Source organism: Sphingomonas sp. GW821-FHT12D09 (assembly GCF_058807215.1).
This window is the reverse complement of sequence record NZ_JBXAQL010000001.1, coordinates 968,338-985,703: the sequence shown is the minus strand read 5'-3', so window position 1 is coordinate 985,703 and position 17,366 is coordinate 968,338. Positions and strand designations below refer to the sequence as shown.

9 protein-coding genes are annotated in these 17,366 nt (G+C 67.0%); 4 read left to right on the top strand and 5 right to left on the bottom strand.

What is annotated here, in order from left to right:
- Window positions 1-62 precede the first annotated feature (62 nt).
- From AC1RPL_RS04475 to AC1RPL_RS04460, 4 genes are all read right to left on the bottom strand, one after another.
- A complete protein-coding gene (locus AC1RPL_RS04475) occupies window positions 63-2,936 on the bottom strand; it encodes a TonB-dependent receptor (RefSeq protein WP_493068049.1) in 2,874 nt (957 codons plus the stop codon).
- 155 nt (window positions 2,937-3,091) lie between these two features.
- Window positions 3,092-4,195, bottom strand: coding sequence for a LacI family DNA-binding transcriptional regulator (locus tag AC1RPL_RS04470; RefSeq protein WP_493068048.1), 1,104 nt, complete (start codon window positions 4,193-4,195; stop codon window positions 3,092-3,094).
- Window positions 4,196-4,277: 82 nt separating this feature from the next.
- On the bottom strand, window positions 4,278-7,268 hold the full coding sequence (locus tag AC1RPL_RS04465) for a glycosyl hydrolase family 28-related protein (protein WP_493068047.1): 2,991 nt from the start codon (window positions 7,266-7,268) through the stop codon (window positions 4,278-4,280).
- A gap of 53 nt (window positions 7,269-7,321) precedes the next feature.
- On the bottom strand, window positions 7,322-7,594 hold the full coding sequence (locus AC1RPL_RS04460; protein ID WP_493068046.1) for a helix-turn-helix domain-containing protein: 273 nt from the start codon (window positions 7,592-7,594) through the stop codon (window positions 7,322-7,324).
- Window positions 7,595-7,863: 269 nt separating this feature from the next.
- On the opposite strand from AC1RPL_RS04460, the gene AC1RPL_RS04455 reads away from it, so the two are divergent.
- Together AC1RPL_RS04455 and AC1RPL_RS04450 are read left to right on the top strand one after the other, a co-directional pair.
- On the top strand, window positions 7,864-9,204 hold the full coding sequence (locus AC1RPL_RS04455; RefSeq protein WP_493068045.1) for a GntP family permease: 1,341 nt from the start codon (window positions 7,864-7,866) through the stop codon (window positions 9,202-9,204).
- A gap of 37 nt (window positions 9,205-9,241) precedes the next feature.
- Entirely contained in the window at window positions 9,242-9,919 is a 678-nt protein-coding gene (locus AC1RPL_RS04450) for a FadR/GntR family transcriptional regulator (protein ID WP_493068044.1), read from the top strand.
- Window positions 9,920-10,476: 557 nt separating this feature from the next.
- On the opposite strand, the gene AC1RPL_RS04445 is transcribed toward AC1RPL_RS04450, so the two are convergent.
- Window positions 10,477-11,004, bottom strand: a complete 528-nt coding sequence (locus tag AC1RPL_RS04445; RefSeq protein ID WP_493068043.1) for a gluconokinase — start codon at window positions 11,002-11,004, stop codon at window positions 10,477-10,479.
- A gap of 159 nt (window positions 11,005-11,163) precedes the next feature.
- Here AC1RPL_RS04445 and AC1RPL_RS04440 point away from each other — a divergent pair, with 159 nt between their 5' ends.
- On the top strand, window positions 11,164-14,217 hold the full coding sequence (locus AC1RPL_RS04440) for a glycosyl hydrolase family 28-related protein (protein WP_493068042.1): 3,054 nt from the start codon (window positions 11,164-11,166) through the stop codon (window positions 14,215-14,217).
- A gap of 123 nt (window positions 14,218-14,340) precedes the next feature.
- Window positions 14,341-17,304: a TonB-dependent receptor domain-containing protein gene (locus AC1RPL_RS04435; protein WP_493069079.1), complete on the top strand. Its 2,964-nt coding sequence runs from the start codon at window positions 14,341-14,343 to the stop codon at window positions 17,302-17,304.
- Window positions 17,305-17,366 lie beyond the last annotated feature (62 nt).

The window sequence follows — 17,366 nt, the reverse complement described above, 5'->3', positions numbered from 1 at the left end:
GGGGAGGCGACGGCTGGCCGTGCGCCTCCCCTTGAATCCCGGAGGGGTTGGATTCCGGGGAGCTAGAAGCGGTAGTTGAGCCCCAGCAGGAACTGGCGGCCATATTTCTCGTAGGTCTCGGGAAGCGGGGTGCCGTCGCTAGTATGCGTGCCGCCGGTGTCGAGGCCAAGCCGCGTGCGATAGGGCGAGTCCGTCACGTTGCTCACCTGCAGCAGAACACCCAGTCCGGTCAGCGCAGAGCTGTCCGGGAAGCTGTAGCCGATCTGGGCATCGAGCTGCTTGTCCGCGAGGATCTCGGTGTAGCCGCGGTTGGTGAACAGCTGCACCGTCTCGCCCTTGAAGGCCGAACGGAAGCGATAGCTCGCCCGCGCCTGGAAGCCCCATTTCTCGAAATAGCCGGTGACGTTGTACACGGTGCCGGACAGGCCCGGGATCCGCACCACGTCATTGTTGTCGGTGGGATTGAGGTCGGACTCCGTGTAGGAATAGCTGCCCGTGAAGCCGAAGCCGTCGAGCGCCGGGATCAGGCGCCCGATCTCGATCGCGCCGCTGACCTCGACACCCTTCACGTTGCCGCCGGGACCGTTCGCCGGCATCGTCACCTGCCCGATCGAGCTGATGTTGACGTTCGCCGGAATCTGGTTGGTCGGGATCGGCAGGCCCGAGAAGTCGATCGCGAAGTTGCGATTGTAGATATAGTTGTCGAGCCATTTGTAGAAGCCCGCGACGCTGATGTAGGTCGCCTTGCCGATGTACCATTCATAGGCGATGTCCAGCGCCTTGGCGCGCCAGGGCTGGAGGTCCGGGTTGCCGCCGGTCGCCGACCACGGATTGACCGTGCTTCCCGGCGCGCAGGGCGGGCTGCCGCCGCATGGATTGACGTTGAAGCTGGGCGTGAAGTTGGCGCGCATGTCGTCCATGCGCGGACGCGCCAGGACCTTGGACGCGGCCAGGCGGATGCGGTGCCCGCCGCCGATGTCGTAGATCAGGTTCAGGCTCGGCAGCACGTCGGTATAGCTGTCCGTCTCGAACACCTGCGACAGCGCGATCGGCGTCAGCGTCTGGTTGATCCGCAGGCCGGAAGACGCCTGGAACTGCTGCACCACCTGCACGCCGACATTGCCGCGCAGATGGCCCCAGTCGATATTCGCCTTCGCCTTCCAGGTGATGACGTCTTCCGTGATCTTCCACGTCTTGTCGAAATGGTTGGCGTCCTGCAGCGGCGTCTTGTCGTAATAGGTGTCGAGCGCCGCGGGCAGGTTCCAGGCAATGACGTTGCCGAAGCCGACGAAATCGAGCGAGGTCGGGTCGAGCAGATATTGCGAACCGATCAGCACCTGCTGGCGGCCATTCTTCAGATTGAGATCGAGCTCGTCGACGGTCTTGCTCTTGTTGCGCTCGGTATAGTTGACGCCGATTTCGATGCTGCTGAGGAAGCCGTCCAGGTCGTGGCTCAGCGCGAAATCCACCGCGCCCAGCTCTTCCTTGACGTGGGGCGACTTGAGCAGGCCGTCATGGCCCCAGCCGCCCCAGGGCGCGCGATCGCCCAGCGAAACCTGGCTGGCATCGGCATAGTTCAGCCCGAAATCATAGGTCGGGAATGCACCGTCGATCGGGAAGGCGAAATCATAGCTGTCCGGCGTGCGGGTCTGGAACGGACCCGCGCCATAGCCGCTATAGGTCTCGATATAGGTCTCGTCGCGCTTGTTGGTCGAATAGCTCAGGTCCGCGACGAAGCGCGTCCGCTCGTCGAGCTGGAACTCGTTGTTGAGCCCGGCAGCGAACAGCTTGTCCTTGCGCGTGTTCATGTCGTTGCGCAGGATCGGGATCGCATTGGCGAAATGGCCCGACGTGCCGACCTGCGATCCGCCGACGGTGGTCGTCCCGATGTTGGAGAAGGTCCCGTTGTCCGCCCAGCCGTTCGAGAACCACTGCGCGCCGCGGATCACTTCCTTCTGCTTGAACTGCGAATAATAGAGGTCGAGGACGCTGTGGACGCTATCGCTCGGCTTCCATTCCAGCGTGCCCATTACGCCGTCGCGCTGGTTGCGGCGGCTGGTTTCCCAGGCTTCCTGCCCGTTCAGCTGGAGCGCATTGTCGGCGGAGTCGGGCGTGACCGTGTCGGGGGAGCAGGACGGGGGATTGCTGGTGCCCGGCTCGCACACGCCGCCGAACGCCTCATAGCCATAGGCCTTGTAGTGATCGACATGGCTCGGTGAATCGAGATGCGCATAGCCGATCGACCAGCCGAGCGTGCCGGCGGCGTTCTGGTCGATATAGCTCGCCGTGCCGCGCCAGCCCCATTTGGAGATGTCGGCGTTCTTGCCGCCATCGGCGTCGAGCTCGCCGCGGATGTTGAGTGCGATCGCGCGCTTGCCGTAGGTGAGCGGGCGCACCGTACGCAGGTCGGCGCTGCCGGACAGGCCCATGCCGGCAATGCTCGCATCCGGCGTCTTGTACACCACGACGCTCGACAGAAGCTCTGCGGGATACTGGTCGAACTCGACCGCGCGGTTGTCGCCCGAGCTGGCCTGCTGGCGCCCGTTGAGCAAGGTGGTGGTGAAGTCCGGGGCGAGGCCGCGGATCGAGATGACCTGGGCGCGGCCGTTGACGCGCTGTGCGGCGAGGCCGGGCAACCGCGCGATCGAGTCGGCGATCGAGACATCGGGCAGCTTGCCGATATCCTCGGCCGACACTGCCTCGACGATCGAGGTGTTGTCGCGCTTCAGGTTGATCGAGTTGCGCAGGCCGGCGCGGATACCGGTGACGACGATCTCGTCTGCCGCCGGCTGCTGCTGGTCCTGATTGGCGGGCGCGCTGCTATCCTGCGCCCAGGCCTGGACTGGCAAATTTGCCGCCAATGACAGCATCGAAATCGTGAGCTTCAGATTGCCCTTGGCGCGATTCATGACGCGCAGATGCGGACGCTCCGCCATCGCCTCTTCCCCTCTCCTGGTGCGACCGTTGTCGGCCGTCTTCTTCCGTGGCGCCGCCATCGAAACTGGAAGCGCTTCCAATTGGTATCATCGCGTTGCTGGGAATTGTCAACGCGTCACAGAAAACGCCCGGAACGGCGCTTGGTGCGGGTACTTCAGCCGCGTGGCGGGGCGACCGATTCACGCAGGACCAGATGATGGTCGATCGTGTCGAATCCCGCCGTCCCACCGCCCTGGCCGCGCAGCAGCGCCTCGATAAGCCGCTCCACGGCGCGCGCGGCGATGCGGCGGATCGGCTGGTGGATGGTGGTGAGCGGGGGCCAGATATAGGCGGCTACCGGCGCATCGTCGAACCCGACCACCGAAAGGTCGGCGGGCATCGCCAGGTTCAGCCGATGGGCGGCGAACATCGCGCCGACCGCCATGTCGTCATTGGCGCAGACGATCGCGGTGGGGCGTACGGGCCCGGCGAGCAGGATGTCCGCCAGCTCCACGCCCGAACGGAAGCTGAAATCGCCGCGCAACGCAGTCACGGCGCGGTCGTCGAGCCCGATTTCGGCGAGCGCGCGCAGGAAGCCGGCGAAGCGATGCTCGGCGGCGAGATGGCCCTCGATGCCGAGCATATAGCCGAAGCGGCGATGGCCGGCCGCGACGACGTGCTGCGCGACCTCATAGCCGGCCGCTTCCTCGTCGAACCCGACGCCAGGCAGCAGCGTCCGCACCTCGTCGCTGGGCGATATGCACACGACCGGGCAGCCATGTGCGATCAGCCGGCGGGCAAGCGCGAGATCGGCGGACAGGGGCGGGGAGAGGATCAGGCCGGTGCTGCGGCCCGATTCGAACAGCTCGATCAGCCGGTCGTCGCGGCGCAGGTCTTCGACATGGATGTTGAAGGTGGAAAGCTCGAAGCCGGCGGCGGCGGCGGCGCGCAGCGCGCCCAGCTCGATCGCGGCGAAATAATAGCTGTTCGGCGGGGCATCGAGCGCGTTGCAATTGACCAGGGTGAGCGTGTTGTTCGTCCGGCTGGCCAGGTTGCGCGCCTGCGGATTGACTCGGTAGTCGAGCGCCTCGACTGCGCGCATCACCCGGTCGCGCATCTTGTCGCTGACATGCGCCTGATCGTTGAGCGCACGCGAAACCGTGGCGCGCCCGACACCCGCCAGCGCCGCGACATCGTCGATCGTCGGCGGACGCCCGCTCCGGGCAGCATCGGTGCCGCGGACGCCCGGAAGCGGCGAGGGGTCGGGAAGCGACGTCATTTCGGAGGCCGATGGGTGGCACAGGCGCCGATGGAGCGGCAACCGAAATTATGAAGCGGTGTCCGCCTCAATGCAGCGCGAGTTAGATCGCCACCGCGTAGAGCGCGTGATGCGTGAGGATGAAGAGCGTGCGCCCGTCCGCGCCGCCGATCACGAGCTGGAGCGGCCGTTCGGGAACGTCGATGCGGCGGATCGGCTTGCCTGCCGCGTCATAGACGAACACCTGCCCGTTCGCCACATAGAGGGTGCCGTCCTTGTCGCGCGCCACGCTCTCGCCGCCGCGATCGGCGACGATGCGCAGGTCGGTTAGGGTGCCGTTCGGCCCGACCAGCCCGCTATAGGTCCGGTTCTCCGAGCCGTTGGTCAGGGTGACCCGCTCGCCGGCGCGCGCGGCGACCAGGCCGTGTGCGTCGAGCGTGTCCGACCAGCGCCAGCCCTGGTGGTCGTCGGGCCCCTGGTTCCAGACGCGGAAGGCGGGAAGGACCAGCGATCCGTCGGGCGAGACATATTCGCGCGGCTTGGGGTGCGCCATTGCCCGGGTGAAGAAGTCGGCGAGCGCCGGGAATTGGTAGGTGGCGGGATCGATCCGGTCGGCAAATTCGCCATTCGCCCACATATTGCCCGGCAACAGCGTTGCGGCGCCGTCGTGCGGCTTTGCCGGGGTAGGGGCGATCGCCTTGACCTCGCCGGGCTTCGCGGGGTCGATGCTGTAGACGCTGGCGTCATGCCCGGCCGAGGACAGGACCAGCAGATGTCCCGAACGGTCGACCGCCAGGCTCACCGGATCGAGCGGCGCATCCGCCACGACCGTCAGGCCTTCCTTCGCCGACCAGCCATGGATGCGCTGGAATTGGCGGTCGACGAAGTAGAGCTTGCCCTTTGCATCCACCGCCGCGCCGGCGATCGAATAGAAGCCGTCGGCAAGCTTCTCGACTCCGGGCGGCACCGGCGCCGGCGTTCTCGACGCGGCGACCGCGCCGACGTCGAGCCGGGCGAACTCGCGCTCGCGTACTTCCTGCCCTCCGGTGACGTCCAGAATCGCGTTTTCGAACGGATATTTGCTCGCCCGAACATAGGTGCCGCAGCCCTTGTCGTCGCAGCTGGCAAAGCCGCTCTCGGCGTTCACATGGACATTGCGGAAGCGGATGTCGCTCGAATTGGTGAGCTTCACCGCCGCGTCCATCGGCTTGATCGAGCGCGTGACGCGGTAGCCGTGATAATTGGCGAACAGGATGTTGCGCGAGTTGCGGAACTCGGTCGAGATCGCGTTGACGCCGTCGCGCACTTCCTGCTCGGTCTGCGGCGCCAGGAATTCCCAATTCTCTACGTTGTCGAGCACGATCTCGGCGCGGTAGTGATGCTCGGCCGACAGTTCGTAGACATGGCCGGGGGTCTTGGTATCCGAGACGTAGAAGCCCGCCGACGCCAGCGTGTTGGGCGACCAGATCGCCGCGAAGGTGCCGCCACCGCCATCGGTGACCCAGATGCTCGGATGCTGGCCGTCGAAGCGCGCCCTGGGATCGCCGAAGCCGATCGGACTTCCCTTTGTAAGCAAAGTGCCGCCGCCGCCCTGGATCTTGACGTCGTTGACCATCGAGGCCGCGCCGGCCTTCCACAGCAGCGCGGTGGCGCGCGGGTTCACCCCGCCGGTCCATAGCCCGAGCCCGGAGACGATCGCATCGCCGCCCTTCGCGCTCTGCAGCAATGCTCTGGCGCTGCCCACGCCGGCATAGGCCGGGGTCTCGTCGGGCAAATAGAGATGCGTCAGGCTCGGATGCAGCGCGATCAGCACGCTGTCCGGCCGCAGCCTGAGCGTGTCGGTGACGCGGTAGCGGCCCATCGGCAGGTAGAGCACCCGGTGGCTGTCGATCGCGCGCTGCAGCGCCGCGGTGTCGTCGGTCTCGTCATCGCCCTTCACGCCGAGGTCGCGGACATTGACCCAGTCGCCGACCGGAGGCAGCGCGCGGATCGCGGCCGCGCGGCGCCTGGGCATCCGCGCGAGCGGGGCCATCGTGACGTCGGTGGCGAAATCGCCCATCGCGCCCAGGCCGGGCAGCTTGAGACCGTAGGAGAAGTCGCTGACCCGGTAGGTGCGGCCTTGCCCCGCCACCGTCCGGCCGCTGTCGCGGAAGCGCGCGAACACCGGCGTGCCCGTCGCCACGGCATTGTCGAAGCCGATCTGGGTGAAGACGCTGTTCTCGTTCGAGATCAGCACGCCGGCCTGGGGGACATTCTCGAAGCGGACATCCTTGCCCCACAGCGAATCCGAATAGCCGCGGTCGATCTCGATCCCGACGGGCGTGTTGCGGATCGCGACGTTGACCAGGGTCAGGTCGACCTCATGCTCGCGGATCGCCGCATCGCGCTGGCTCTCGAACTCGGAATCGATCAGCGTGAACTGCCAGGCGGGCGAAGTCTTCTCGGTGAGGATACCGTAGCGGCCGCCATAGAAACGCAGGTCCTCGCATGCGTTGCCAGCCTGGTAGATGCCGGCCAGACCCGAACCGAGATGGAAGTCGATATGGCGCAGGAAGCCGTGCTGCGCGACGCGGAAGCGCACCGCGACGGCGCCCGCATTGCCCTGGCCGATCTCGAAATCGACGTTCGACAGCGCCGAATAGAAGGTGCTCGACGTCGCGTCGTAGACATCTGGATTGGCCGGCACGCTGGTCGGCGGCGGCACCGGCACGGCGCCGACGCGGTACTGGTCCTCGCCCGTGAACGAGACCATCGCCGCCACGCCCTGGCCATAGCCCGGCGTGCTGTCGGCGAGCAGGATCACCGGCCGCGTCGCGCCCACGCCGAACACGCGCACCGCGGAGCGCAGGAAGATCGTCCGGCTGATCCGGTAGCGGCCCGCGGGCAGGAAGACCAATCCGCCATGCCCGCTCGCCGCAGCGGCGTCGATCGCCTGCTGGAGCGCGGCGCTGTCGTCGGCGCGGCCGTCGCCCACGCCCTTCACGGTGATCGCGCGCGGATCGTTCGGCTGGGTCCGATAGACCGAGTTCGACCCGGCCAGGGCGGGGAGGGGCGCCAGCAGCAGCAGCGCGACAAGCAGGCGAAAGGCCTTCATCTAGCGTCCCCGGAAATTGGAGTGTGCGTGCCCGGCAAGGGCGGCGCCGCGGATCAGGAAAGCGGCAGCGCCAACGTCTGTGCCGCGATCGCCACCTGGGTGCGGTTGCGCACGTTGAGCTTGCGCATCAGCGCGGTCATGTGCGCCTTCACCGTCGCCTCGGCGATGCCGAGCTCGAACGCGATCTGCTTGTTGAGCTGGCCCGAATGGACGCCGCGCATCACCTTGAGCTGCGTCGGTGTGAGCCGCACGGGCGTGCCGGCGCGATCGAAGGTGCAGGGCGTCGCCGCCACGGCCTGACCGGTTTCCTGGGAAATCCCCGTCATCTCATCCTCTCCTAGGCTCTTTGGCCTTGCGCGGAGCCACCAGGTTCCGCGATCTATCCCCGTTCCGATTGATCCGGAATCAGTTGGACAGGTTTTAGTATGTTCCGCGATTGATAGCGCTAGCAAGCCTTTTTCATTGCCGAATGGCAAAAACCTGTCCTACAGATAGCGCTGCTCGGCAGCCAAATACGAAAAAGTGGCGGACTTCTGGGGAGGACAACGATGTCAGGATTTTCGGCCAGCCGGGCGCTGCTGCCTGGATATTTGCGATGACCGGCGACGACATCAGGCTGGTCCTCGCCGCGCTTGCCGGAATCGCGCTCGCGATCGTGCTGATCGTCCGCGGACGGCTCCATCCATTCATCGGCCTGCTGGTCGGCGCCTTCGCCGTCGGGCTGCTCGCCGGCCTGCCGCTCGCCGGCACTGCCAAGGCCGTGCAGAAGGGCGTCGGCGACATTGTCGGCGGCACCGGGCTGGTCGTGGCGCTGGGCCTGTCGCTCGGCGCGATGTTGCATCTCTCGGGCGCCGCAGCCTCGCTGGCCACCGGCGCGCTGCGGCTGACCGGACCCAGGGCGGCGCCCTGGGCAACGCTCGGCATCGCGATCATCATCGGCCTGCCGCTGTTCTTCGAGACCGGCTTGGTGCTGCTGCTGCCGATCGTCGTCGCCGCTGCCAAGGCGATGCCCGACAATGGCGATCCGGACGGCACCAAGCTGCGGCTGATCATGCCCGCGCTGGCCGGGCTCGGCGTGGTCCATGCGCTGGTCCCGCCGCACCCCGGGCCGCTACTCGCGGTCGAGGCGCTGCACGCCAGCCTGGGCCTGACGATGCTCTACGGCGTGATCATCGCCATCCCCGTCGCGATCCTGGCGGGCCCGGTGCTGGCCAAGTTCGTGACGCCCGGCGTCAAGCTCACCGAACCGGTGCTGAGCGACCCCGTGCCCGACATGCTGCCGCCCCACCGCGGCCTTGCGCTGCTCATCGTGCTGCTGCCGATCGTGCTGATCTCTGCCGGAGAGCTCGGCAAGCTGATCCCCGCGCTCAAGGACGCGATGTGGCTGGCCGCGATCGGCAACCCGGTGCTGGCGCTGCTGATCACCAATTTGCTCGCGCTGCCGCTGCTGTTCGGCCGGCGGCTGAGCGAGGCGCGTATCCAGGATGCGATCTGGTTCGAGACGATGGGTGCGGCCGGCGCCATCCTGCTGGCGATCGGCGCCGGCGGCGCGCTCAAGCAGGTGCTGGTCAGCGCCGGCCTGTCGGACCTGCTGGCGCGGCTGGTGATGATGTACGCGATTTCGCCGCTGCTACTCGGCTGGCTCGTCGCGGTCGGCATCCGGCTCGCTGCCGGATCCGCCACGGTCGCGACGATCACCGCCGTCGGGATCATGCCGGGCGTGGTCGCCGCGTCCGGTGCCTCGCCCGAGCTGGTCGTGCTGGCGATCGGCGCCGGCTCGGTGTTCTTCAGCCATGTCAACGATCCCGGCTTCTGGCTGGTCAAGGGCTATGTCGGCACCAGCACCGCGGACACGTTCCGCACCTGGTCGCTGCTCGAGACGGTGATCTCGGTGGCCGGACTCGCCATGGTGGTGGGGCTCAGCTACCTTGTCTGAGACGCGAACACCGCGCACCGGCTTTAAGAGAGGCGCCGTGCAAGAGGGGAGGCTCGCCGATCGCGCCTATACCGCGATCGTCGGGATCATCAACGAGGACGACCTGGCCGCCGGCGATCGCCTGCCTTCGGAAGCGCGGCTGGCCGAGCTGTTCGGCATGTCGCGCACGATCGTGCGCGAGGCGCTGGTCCGGCTCGCCGCCGACGGCATTACCGAGGCACGGCGCGGCGCCGGCTCCTATGTGAAGCGCCGGCCCTCCGCCCGGCTCGGCTCGCATGTGCCGATGGATGGGCTGGCGGCGACGCTCGGCACTTACGAGGTCCGCTTCGTGCTCGAGGCCGAGGCGGCGCGGCTGGCGGCGCAGCGCCGCTCGCATGAGCAGATGGACGCGATCGACGCGGCGCTCGAGGCGCTGCGGACCGCGCTGCTGTCCAGCGCGCCGGCGCATGACGAGGATTGGCGGCTGCACCGCGCGATCGCCGAGGCGACGGGCAACACCGCCTTCATCTCCACCTTCGATCATTTGCAGCAGGACGTGATGGGCATCTTGCGCGCCGGAGTCGACATCTCGCGCTCGCGCCCGCCCGAGGTGATCGGCGCGATGATGGACGAGCATGACGCCGTGGTCGACGCGATCCGCGCCCAGGACGGCGACGGCGCGGGGCTGGCGATGCGCTGGCATTTGTCCCAGGGCCGCAAGCGGCTGATGCCCTAGGCTTCCCGCTATCCCGGCGGAAGCCGGATCACAAGCGAAGGCGCGCACGAGCGCACCGTGATCGTCGTCCCCGCTCTCTTAACCGTCATCCCCGCGAAGGCGGGGATCCAGAGTGGCAGAACGACGTCCTTTGTGACCCTGGATCCCCGCCTGCGCGGGGATGACGGGGCAGAAGCGGATATTCTGCTTGACAAAACAAACCAAATAGGTAATAAGCCGCGCCATTCTTCGTACCAGGCCAGTACGAAGATGCGGAAGGCCGGTGTCGCAACAGCGTCGCCGGAGGATCGGCGCGGAGTCGTTCGGCTACGGTAAGTCGAAGCTTCGCCAGTTGAATGCGCTGTGAGCCCCTTGCCTTTAAACTACCCCTGACTGCTTCTCCACGGCCGCGATACAGGGGAGGCTCGCCACAGCAGAAAGTCTCGACGCGACAGAACACGAATACCAAATGCAATCGTCGTCGAGCCCGAGCGCCCGAGAAGAGAACGCGCCGGTCCTTTCCTTCTGCCCATCCCCCGGGTGCCCAGGCACGCCGGGCCATCGGCGCATCCGCCTGGCTAGGCGCCGAGCACCGCCTGCGCCCATGCGAGGACGTCGCCGCGCAGTTCCTCGATCGGCCGGTAGCAGTGCAGCGCCAGCGCACGCTCGTCGGCGCCGGGACGCTCGAGCGTGGCGAACTGGCTGTCGAGCAGGCTGGGCGCCATGTAATGGCCGGCGCGCGCCGCCAGCCGCGGTGCGATCTCCTCGCGGTCGCCGTCGAGCAGGATGAAGGCGATCGGCACGTCCGCCGCCGCTTCGAGCCGCGCGCGATAGCTGCGCTTGAGCGCCGAACAGGCCGCCACCGCGATGCCCCGCTCGCGCACCGCCGCGCCGATCGCCGCCCCCAGCCGGTCGAGCCAGGGCCAGCGGTCGGCATCGTCGAGCGGTTGCCCCGCGCGCATCTTGGCGATGCTTGCGGCCGCATGGAAATCATCGCCTTCGAACGCGGGCGCGGCGAGATGCGCGGCGAGATGCGCGACCAAAGTCGACTTGCCGCAGCCGCTCACCCCCATCGCGACGATCGCGCAGGGCAGCAATCCGGTCATTTTTCGCTGCGCTTCCACGTCGTTCCCCGGCTTCGGACAGGACGCTCATGTTCTGCGCCGCGCGCTTTGACCATTGCGACCTTTGTCGCGGTCGCCGGGACCTGCGCGCATGCCTATCCGCGTGCTATCGTATGGCGATAACAAAGGATGGGGACGGACATGATCGGCAGGATAGCGGCATGGGCGGTCGTCGCGGCAATGCAGATCGGTCTCGCCCAGGCGCAGCCGGCGCGCTCCGTCTCGGTCTACGCAACCGCCCCGAACGAGCCCGCCGCCGTCACCGTCAAGGCCAAGGGCGACGGCCTGGCCGACGACGGCGCCGCGATCCAGGCGGCGATCGACACTGCCTCGGCCAGGCCCGGCGGCGGCATCGTGTTCCTGCCTTCGGGCCGCCACCGCATCACCCGCACGATCTATATCTGGCCCGGCGTGCGCCTGTTCGGCGTGGGCAAAACGCGGCCGGTATTCGTGCTGGCGGCCAATACGCCCGGCTTCCAGAAGGGCGTCGGCAGCATGGTGTTCTTCACCGGCAACCAGCCGAACGGCGGGGCGCCCGGGCCGGGCGGGGCACCGCTGCGCGGCAAGGTGCCGGTGCCGCCGCCGACCAGCGTGCCGTTCGATCCCGACATCGCCGACGCCAATTCGGGCACCTTCTATTCGGCGCTGGCAAACGTCGATTTCGAGATCGGCGCGGGCAATCCGGCGGCGACGGCGGTGCGCGCGCATACCGCGCAGCACAGCTATCTCGCCCATATCGACTTCCATCTCGGCTCGGGGCTGGCCGGCATCTACCAGGTCGGCAATCTCGGCATGGACCTGCGCTTCTTCGGCGGGCGCTACGGGATACTGGCCGAGAAGACTTCTCCCGCCTGGCAGTACACCTTGCTCGATTCCAGCTTCGAGGGGCAGCGCGACGCCGCGATCCGCGAGCATGAGGCGGGCCTGACCCTGGTCAACACCGTGTTCCGCAACGTCCCCGTCGGCATCGAGATCGACCGTGGTTACGGCGACTGGCTGTGGGGCAAGGACGTCCGCTTCGAGAATGTCGCCAAGGCGGGCGTGATCATCAGCAACGAAGGCAATGCCTATACCCAGATCGGCTTCGACAATGCCCTTGCCAGCGGCACCCCGGTATTCGCTCGCTTCCGCGACAGCGGCAAGACGGTCGCGGGACCGGCGCCGCGCTACCGGGTCAAGGAATTCACCTATGGCCTGACGCTGCCGGGGTTCGGCCAGCCGGGCAGCTACGAGACGCGCATGGACGCCGCTGCGCTGGCCAGGCTGCCCGCCCGCCGCGATCCGGCGATCCGCGCGTTTCCGGGCGTCGGTGCCTGGACGAGCGTCCGCGATCTCGGCGCAAAGGGCGACAACGGCACCGACGACACCGCCGCGCTCCAGCGCGCCATCGACAGCCACCGCGTGCTCTATTTCCCCGCCGGCTTCTACCGCGTCACCGACACGCTCAGGCTGCGGCCCGACAGCGTGCTGATCGGCCTCCACCCGAGCCTGGCCCAGATCGTCCTTGCCGAGGACAGCCCCGGCTATCGCGGCATCGGCCCGGCCAAGGCACTGGTCGAGAGCGCCCGGGGCGGCGATGCGATCGTCTCCGGCCTCGGCCTGTTCACCGGCGGGGTGAACCCGCGCGCGACGGCCTTGCTGTGGCGGGCAGGGCCCCGGTCGCTGGTCGACGACGTCAAGTTCCAGGGCGGGCACGGCACCAACTTCGCCGATGGCAGCCGCTTCGACCCCTATAACGCCAACCACAGCGCCGATGCGGACCCGAAGAAGCGCTGGGACGGCCAATATGCCAGCCTCTGGGTCACCGATGGCGGCGGCGGCACCTTCAACGGGCTGTGGACGCCGAACACCTATGCCCAGGCCGGGCTATACGTGTCGGATACCGACACCCCCGGCTTCGTCTACGAGATGTCCGCCGAGCATCATGTCCGCGCCGAGATCGTGCTCGACCGCGTCCGCAACTGGGAGTTCCTCGCGCCCCAGACCGAGGAGGAGGCCGGCGAGAGCCGCAACACCGTGGCGCTGGAGGTGCGCAATTCGCGCGACATCCTGTTCGCCAATTTCCACGGCTACCGCGTCACCCGCTCGCTCCAGCCCGCACCCGCGGCGGTCAAGCTCACCAACTCGACCAACATCCGCTTCCGCAACATGCATGTGAACGCCGAAAGCGGCTTCTCGACCTGCGACGCCAATGGCTGCGGCACCTATCTGCGTGCGAGCAAATATCCCTATGCGAACGCGATCGTCGATATGACCCGCGGGATCGAGGTGCGCGAGCGCGAGTTCGCGGTGCTCGACGTGACCGACGCGCCCGCCCCGGCCGCCGCTGCTTCCCTGGCGCCCGTCACCCGGCTCGCCGACGGCTTCGGCGCGCTCGGCGGCGGCGCGGTGGATGCGCACGGCAAGCTCTATTTCATCGACCGCCAGTTCCAGCGCATCCATGGCTGGTCGCAAGGGGAGGGGGTGTCGGTCACCGCCGATGCCCCGCTCGACGCGGTGAACCTCGCGGTCGATCGCTCGGGCCATCTGCTGGTACTGTCCTCGGCCGGTCCCGAGGCCACCGTCTACAGCATCGATCCCACCAAGCCCGCCGAGGTCCGCCTGATCGAGCCGACCGCTACCAAGGACCCAGCGAACGCCCGCGTCGCGCTGCCCGGCGGCGTCTGGAACAATGGCGAGTTCCGCGACCAGTATGATCCGGCCAGCGACCATTTCACCACGCTCGCCGAGATGTTCGCCCGCGACATGGCCGCGCCCAAGCCCCGCGAATATGTCTCGCCCGATGGCAGCCTGGTCCTTCCGGCCTATCGCGTCTGGCAGCAGGGACCGCCCAACCATCTCGGCTGGCGCTTCTCCGACACGCTCGACACCTATGGCTGGGTCACCGGCAAGGTCGGCGAACGGGTCTATCTCGCCAATGGCTCGGAGAACCGGACCTATTCGGGGCTGCTCGGCGCCGGCGGCGCGGTGACCGATCTCAAGCCCTTCGCCCCCCGCGGCGGCGAGAGCGTGGCGGTCGGGCCGGACGGGCGCATCTATGTCGCGAACGGCGAGGTGTTCGTCTACGCCGCCGATGGCCGCGCGCTCGGCCGGATCGCCGTGCCCGAGCGCCCGCTGCAATTGCTGTTCGGCGGCGCGGACGGGCAGACCTTGCTCATCCTCGGCCATCACGGCCTCTATTCCACGCGCCCCTGACTCTTGGCCAGCGCTGTCTGCGACCATGGTCGTAGATGCCGCCCGCACCCTGATCCGATAAGACCCAGACACAATGGCACAGTCCATGTGCCGATAACGATCAGGGGATGGATGATGGGGAAGATGCTGTTCAATCGCCGCACGCTGCTTCGTGGTAGCGCTACCAGCTTGGCCGCGCTCGCCGCGGCGCTGGGCTGCACGTCCGCGCTCGCGCAGATCGCGCAGACCGCGCCGGCATCGCAGGAGGCGCAGGCTGCCCCCGCGCCCGCGGAGGAGCCCGCGCAGAATGACGGCAATATCATCGTCACCGGCACCCGCATCCTGTCGAGCGGCTTCACCGCGCCCACGCCGACCACGGTGATCGGCGAGGAGCAGATCGCCAGCAATGCCCAGCCGAACATCTTCAACACGATCGCCCAGTTGCCTTCGCTCCAGGGCTCGACCGGCGCGGCGACCGGCACGTTCAGCACCTCCAGCGGCCAGCAGGGCCTCAGCTCCTTCTCGCTGCGCGGCCTCCAGCCGATCCGCACCCTGACCCTGCTCGACGGCCAGCGCGTCGTCGGAGCGAACGTGACCGGCGTGCCGGACATCAGCATGTTTCCGCAGTTGCTGGTCAAGCGCGTCGACGTGGTGAACGGCGGCGCCTCCGCTTCCTATGGCTCGGACGCGGTCGGCGGCGTGGTCAACTTCATCACCGACACGCACTTTACCGGGTTCAAGGCCAATCTCCTCGGCAGCATCACCCGCTATAATGACGACAAGACCGGGCTCGCCCAGGCGGCCTTCGGTACGTCGCTGTTCGACAATCGCCTGCACATCGTCGTCAGCGGCGAATATGACAATGAAGGGGGCGTGGGCCCCGGCAATTTCGGCACCGACCTTGCCGGCGCCCGCGACTGGTTCCGCGCCTCGACCCTGCTCGACAGCAAGGTCACCAGCGGCGGCGCGCCGCAATATACCTATGGCGATTACGCCCAATCCTATCAGTATGCGAAATACGGCCTCATCACCAACGGGCCGCTCCAGGGGACCGCGTTCGATCAGAACGGCGTGCCCTATAATTTCAACTATGGCTCGAATGGCGTGCCCCAGGGCAATGGCAATGTGTCGAACTGCTATCCGGGCAACAGCTTCTGCGTCGGCGGCGACCTTTCCGGCGGTGTCGGCTCGGGCGCCTCGCTCAAATCCTCGCTCGAGCGGATCAACGGCTATGGCCGGATCGGCTTCGATTTCGCCGAGGGCCAGGAACTCTACGTCACCGCCAATGTCGCGCAGGTGCTGACGAGCAACCAGCCGAGCCCCGGCTATAATCGCGTCAACCTCACCATCTCCTGCGCCAACGCCTTCCTTCCCCAGTCGATCAAGGATCGCTGCGGTACGGCAAACATCACCCAGTTCGCGTTCGGATCGAGCAACGGTGCCTTCCCCAGCCCGAAGGTCAGTACCGACCGGCGGCAATATCGCTTCGTCGCCGGCGTGAAGGGCGAGTTCGCGGCCAAGTGGAACTATGACGCCTATTACGAGCATGGCACCACCAAGTCGGACATCGACGTCGACCATATCGTGCTGCAGAACCGCTATGCCGCCGCGGTCGATGCCGTGACACTCAACGGCACGATCGTCTGCGCCAATGCCCAGGCGCGCGCGCTCGGTTGCCAGCCTATCAACGTCTTCGGCGGGGCGACCCCGTCTGCTGCGGCGCTCGCCTATGTCCAGCCAGAGAACGGGCCGTTCCAGCACACCACGCTGACTCAGGATGTCGCCAGCGTGAACTTCTCGGGCGAGGCATTCGACCTTTGGACGGGGCCGCTCTCGGTCGCGTTCGGCGGCGAGTATCGCCATGAATATTACCGGGTGAATGCCGATCCCTATGGGGCCGGCGTGTCCTCGATCAGCCCGAACTCGGCAGCCTATCCTGCCGATCCGCTGCTCAATTCGACGCAGGGCAGCAACTATGCGGCGGGCAACTACAAGAACGGCAATGGCGCCTACAGCGTCTATGAAGGCTTTCTCGAGCTCAATCTGCCGCTTTGGAACGGTCCGCTCGGCAAGGCGAACATCAACCCCGCGGCGCGTGTCACCCATTACAGCACGTCGGGAACCGTCTGGGCGTGGAAGATCGGCGGCACTTGGGACACGCCGCTGGACGGGCTCCGCTTCCGCGCGGTGACTTCGCGCGACGTTCGCGCGCCCAATCTCTCCGAGCTGTTCGCGGCGCCCACCGTCACTACCGTGCCGAGTTTCGCCAATCCCTATGGCCCGACGGTACAAATTTTCCAGAACACGGTCGGCAACCCGGACCTGAAGCCGGAAATTGCCCGCAACACGGAGCTGGGTGTCGTCTATTCAAACCCGTCCTGGCTACCGGGGCTCAGCCTTTCGTTCGACTATTACAGCATCAAGCTGAAGGGCGTGATCTCGACTCTATCGGCGGCCCAGATCGTCCAGTTCTGCCATGACGGCCTCACGCAATTCTGCGGCGGCTTCGTCCTCAACAGCCCGACCCAAGGCGGCAATTTCGTCAACGTTCAGCCATTCAACCTCGCCTCGTGGAAGACCAGCGGGTTCGACATCGAGGCAAGCTACCGGTGGCAGCGGCCGCTGGGCCTTCCCGGTTCCTTCACGGTGCGCGGGCTCGGCACGCACGTCCGCGAATTCCTCGTCGATGCCGGTGTCAAGGGCGTGGACGTCGTCGATCAGGCGGGTGCGAACACTGGCAACACTCCGCACTGGAAGTGGCTGGCCGTCCAGACCTATGACGGCGACGGCTTCACGCTGCTGGCGCAGCAGCGCTGGTTCTCCGACGGCGTGTTCGGCAACCAATATGTCGTCTGCCAGTCCGGCTGCCCGGTCTCGACCACCAATCACCCGACGATCAACACCAACACGATGAAGGGGGCCTTCTACTTCGACATCGGCGGATCGCTCGATCTCGGCGATCACATCACGTCCTACTTCAAGGTCGACAATCTGTTCGATCGCGATCCCACGCCGTCGCCGCAGACCAATACCGGCCTCGATGTGAACCCGGCGCTCTACGACACGCTCGGCCGCACCTACCGCGTGGGTGTCCGCGTCAAGTTCTGATCCCGATGTCCCCTATGGCTTGGAGGAGCCCGGTACGATCGCGCCGGGCTTCGCCAAGCCAC

What these genes read in the sequence shown, in the direction of transcription:
- AC1RPL_RS04465 (WP_493068047.1), bottom strand. Translation starts at nt 7,268, where the DNA reads ATGAAGGCCTTTCGCCTGCTTGTCGCGCTGCTGCTGCTGGCGCCCCTC.
- AC1RPL_RS04460 (WP_493068046.1), bottom strand. Translation starts at nt 7,594, where the DNA reads ATGACGGGGATTTCCCAGGAAACCGGTCAGGCCGTGGCGGCGACGCCC.
- AC1RPL_RS04440 (WP_493068042.1), top strand. Translation starts at nt 11,164, where the DNA reads ATGATCGGCAGGATAGCGGCATGGGCGGTCGTCGCGGCAATGCAGATC.
- AC1RPL_RS04470 (WP_493068048.1), bottom strand. Translation starts at nt 4,195, where the DNA reads ATGACGTCGCTTCCCGACCCCTCGCCGCTTCCGGGCGTCCGCGGCACC.
- AC1RPL_RS04435 (WP_493069079.1), top strand. Translation starts at nt 14,341, where the DNA reads ATGCTGTTCAATCGCCGCACGCTGCTTCGTGGTAGCGCTACCAGCTTG.
- AC1RPL_RS04445 (WP_493068043.1), bottom strand. Translation starts at nt 11,004, where the DNA reads ATGACCGGATTGCTGCCCTGCGCGATCGTCGCGATGGGGGTGAGCGGC.
- AC1RPL_RS04475 (WP_493068049.1), bottom strand. Translation starts at nt 2,936, where the DNA reads ATGGCGGAGCGTCCGCATCTGCGCGTCATGAATCGCGCCAAGGGCAAT.
- AC1RPL_RS04455 (WP_493068045.1), top strand. Translation starts at nt 7,864, where the DNA reads ATGACCGGCGACGACATCAGGCTGGTCCTCGCCGCGCTTGCCGGAATC.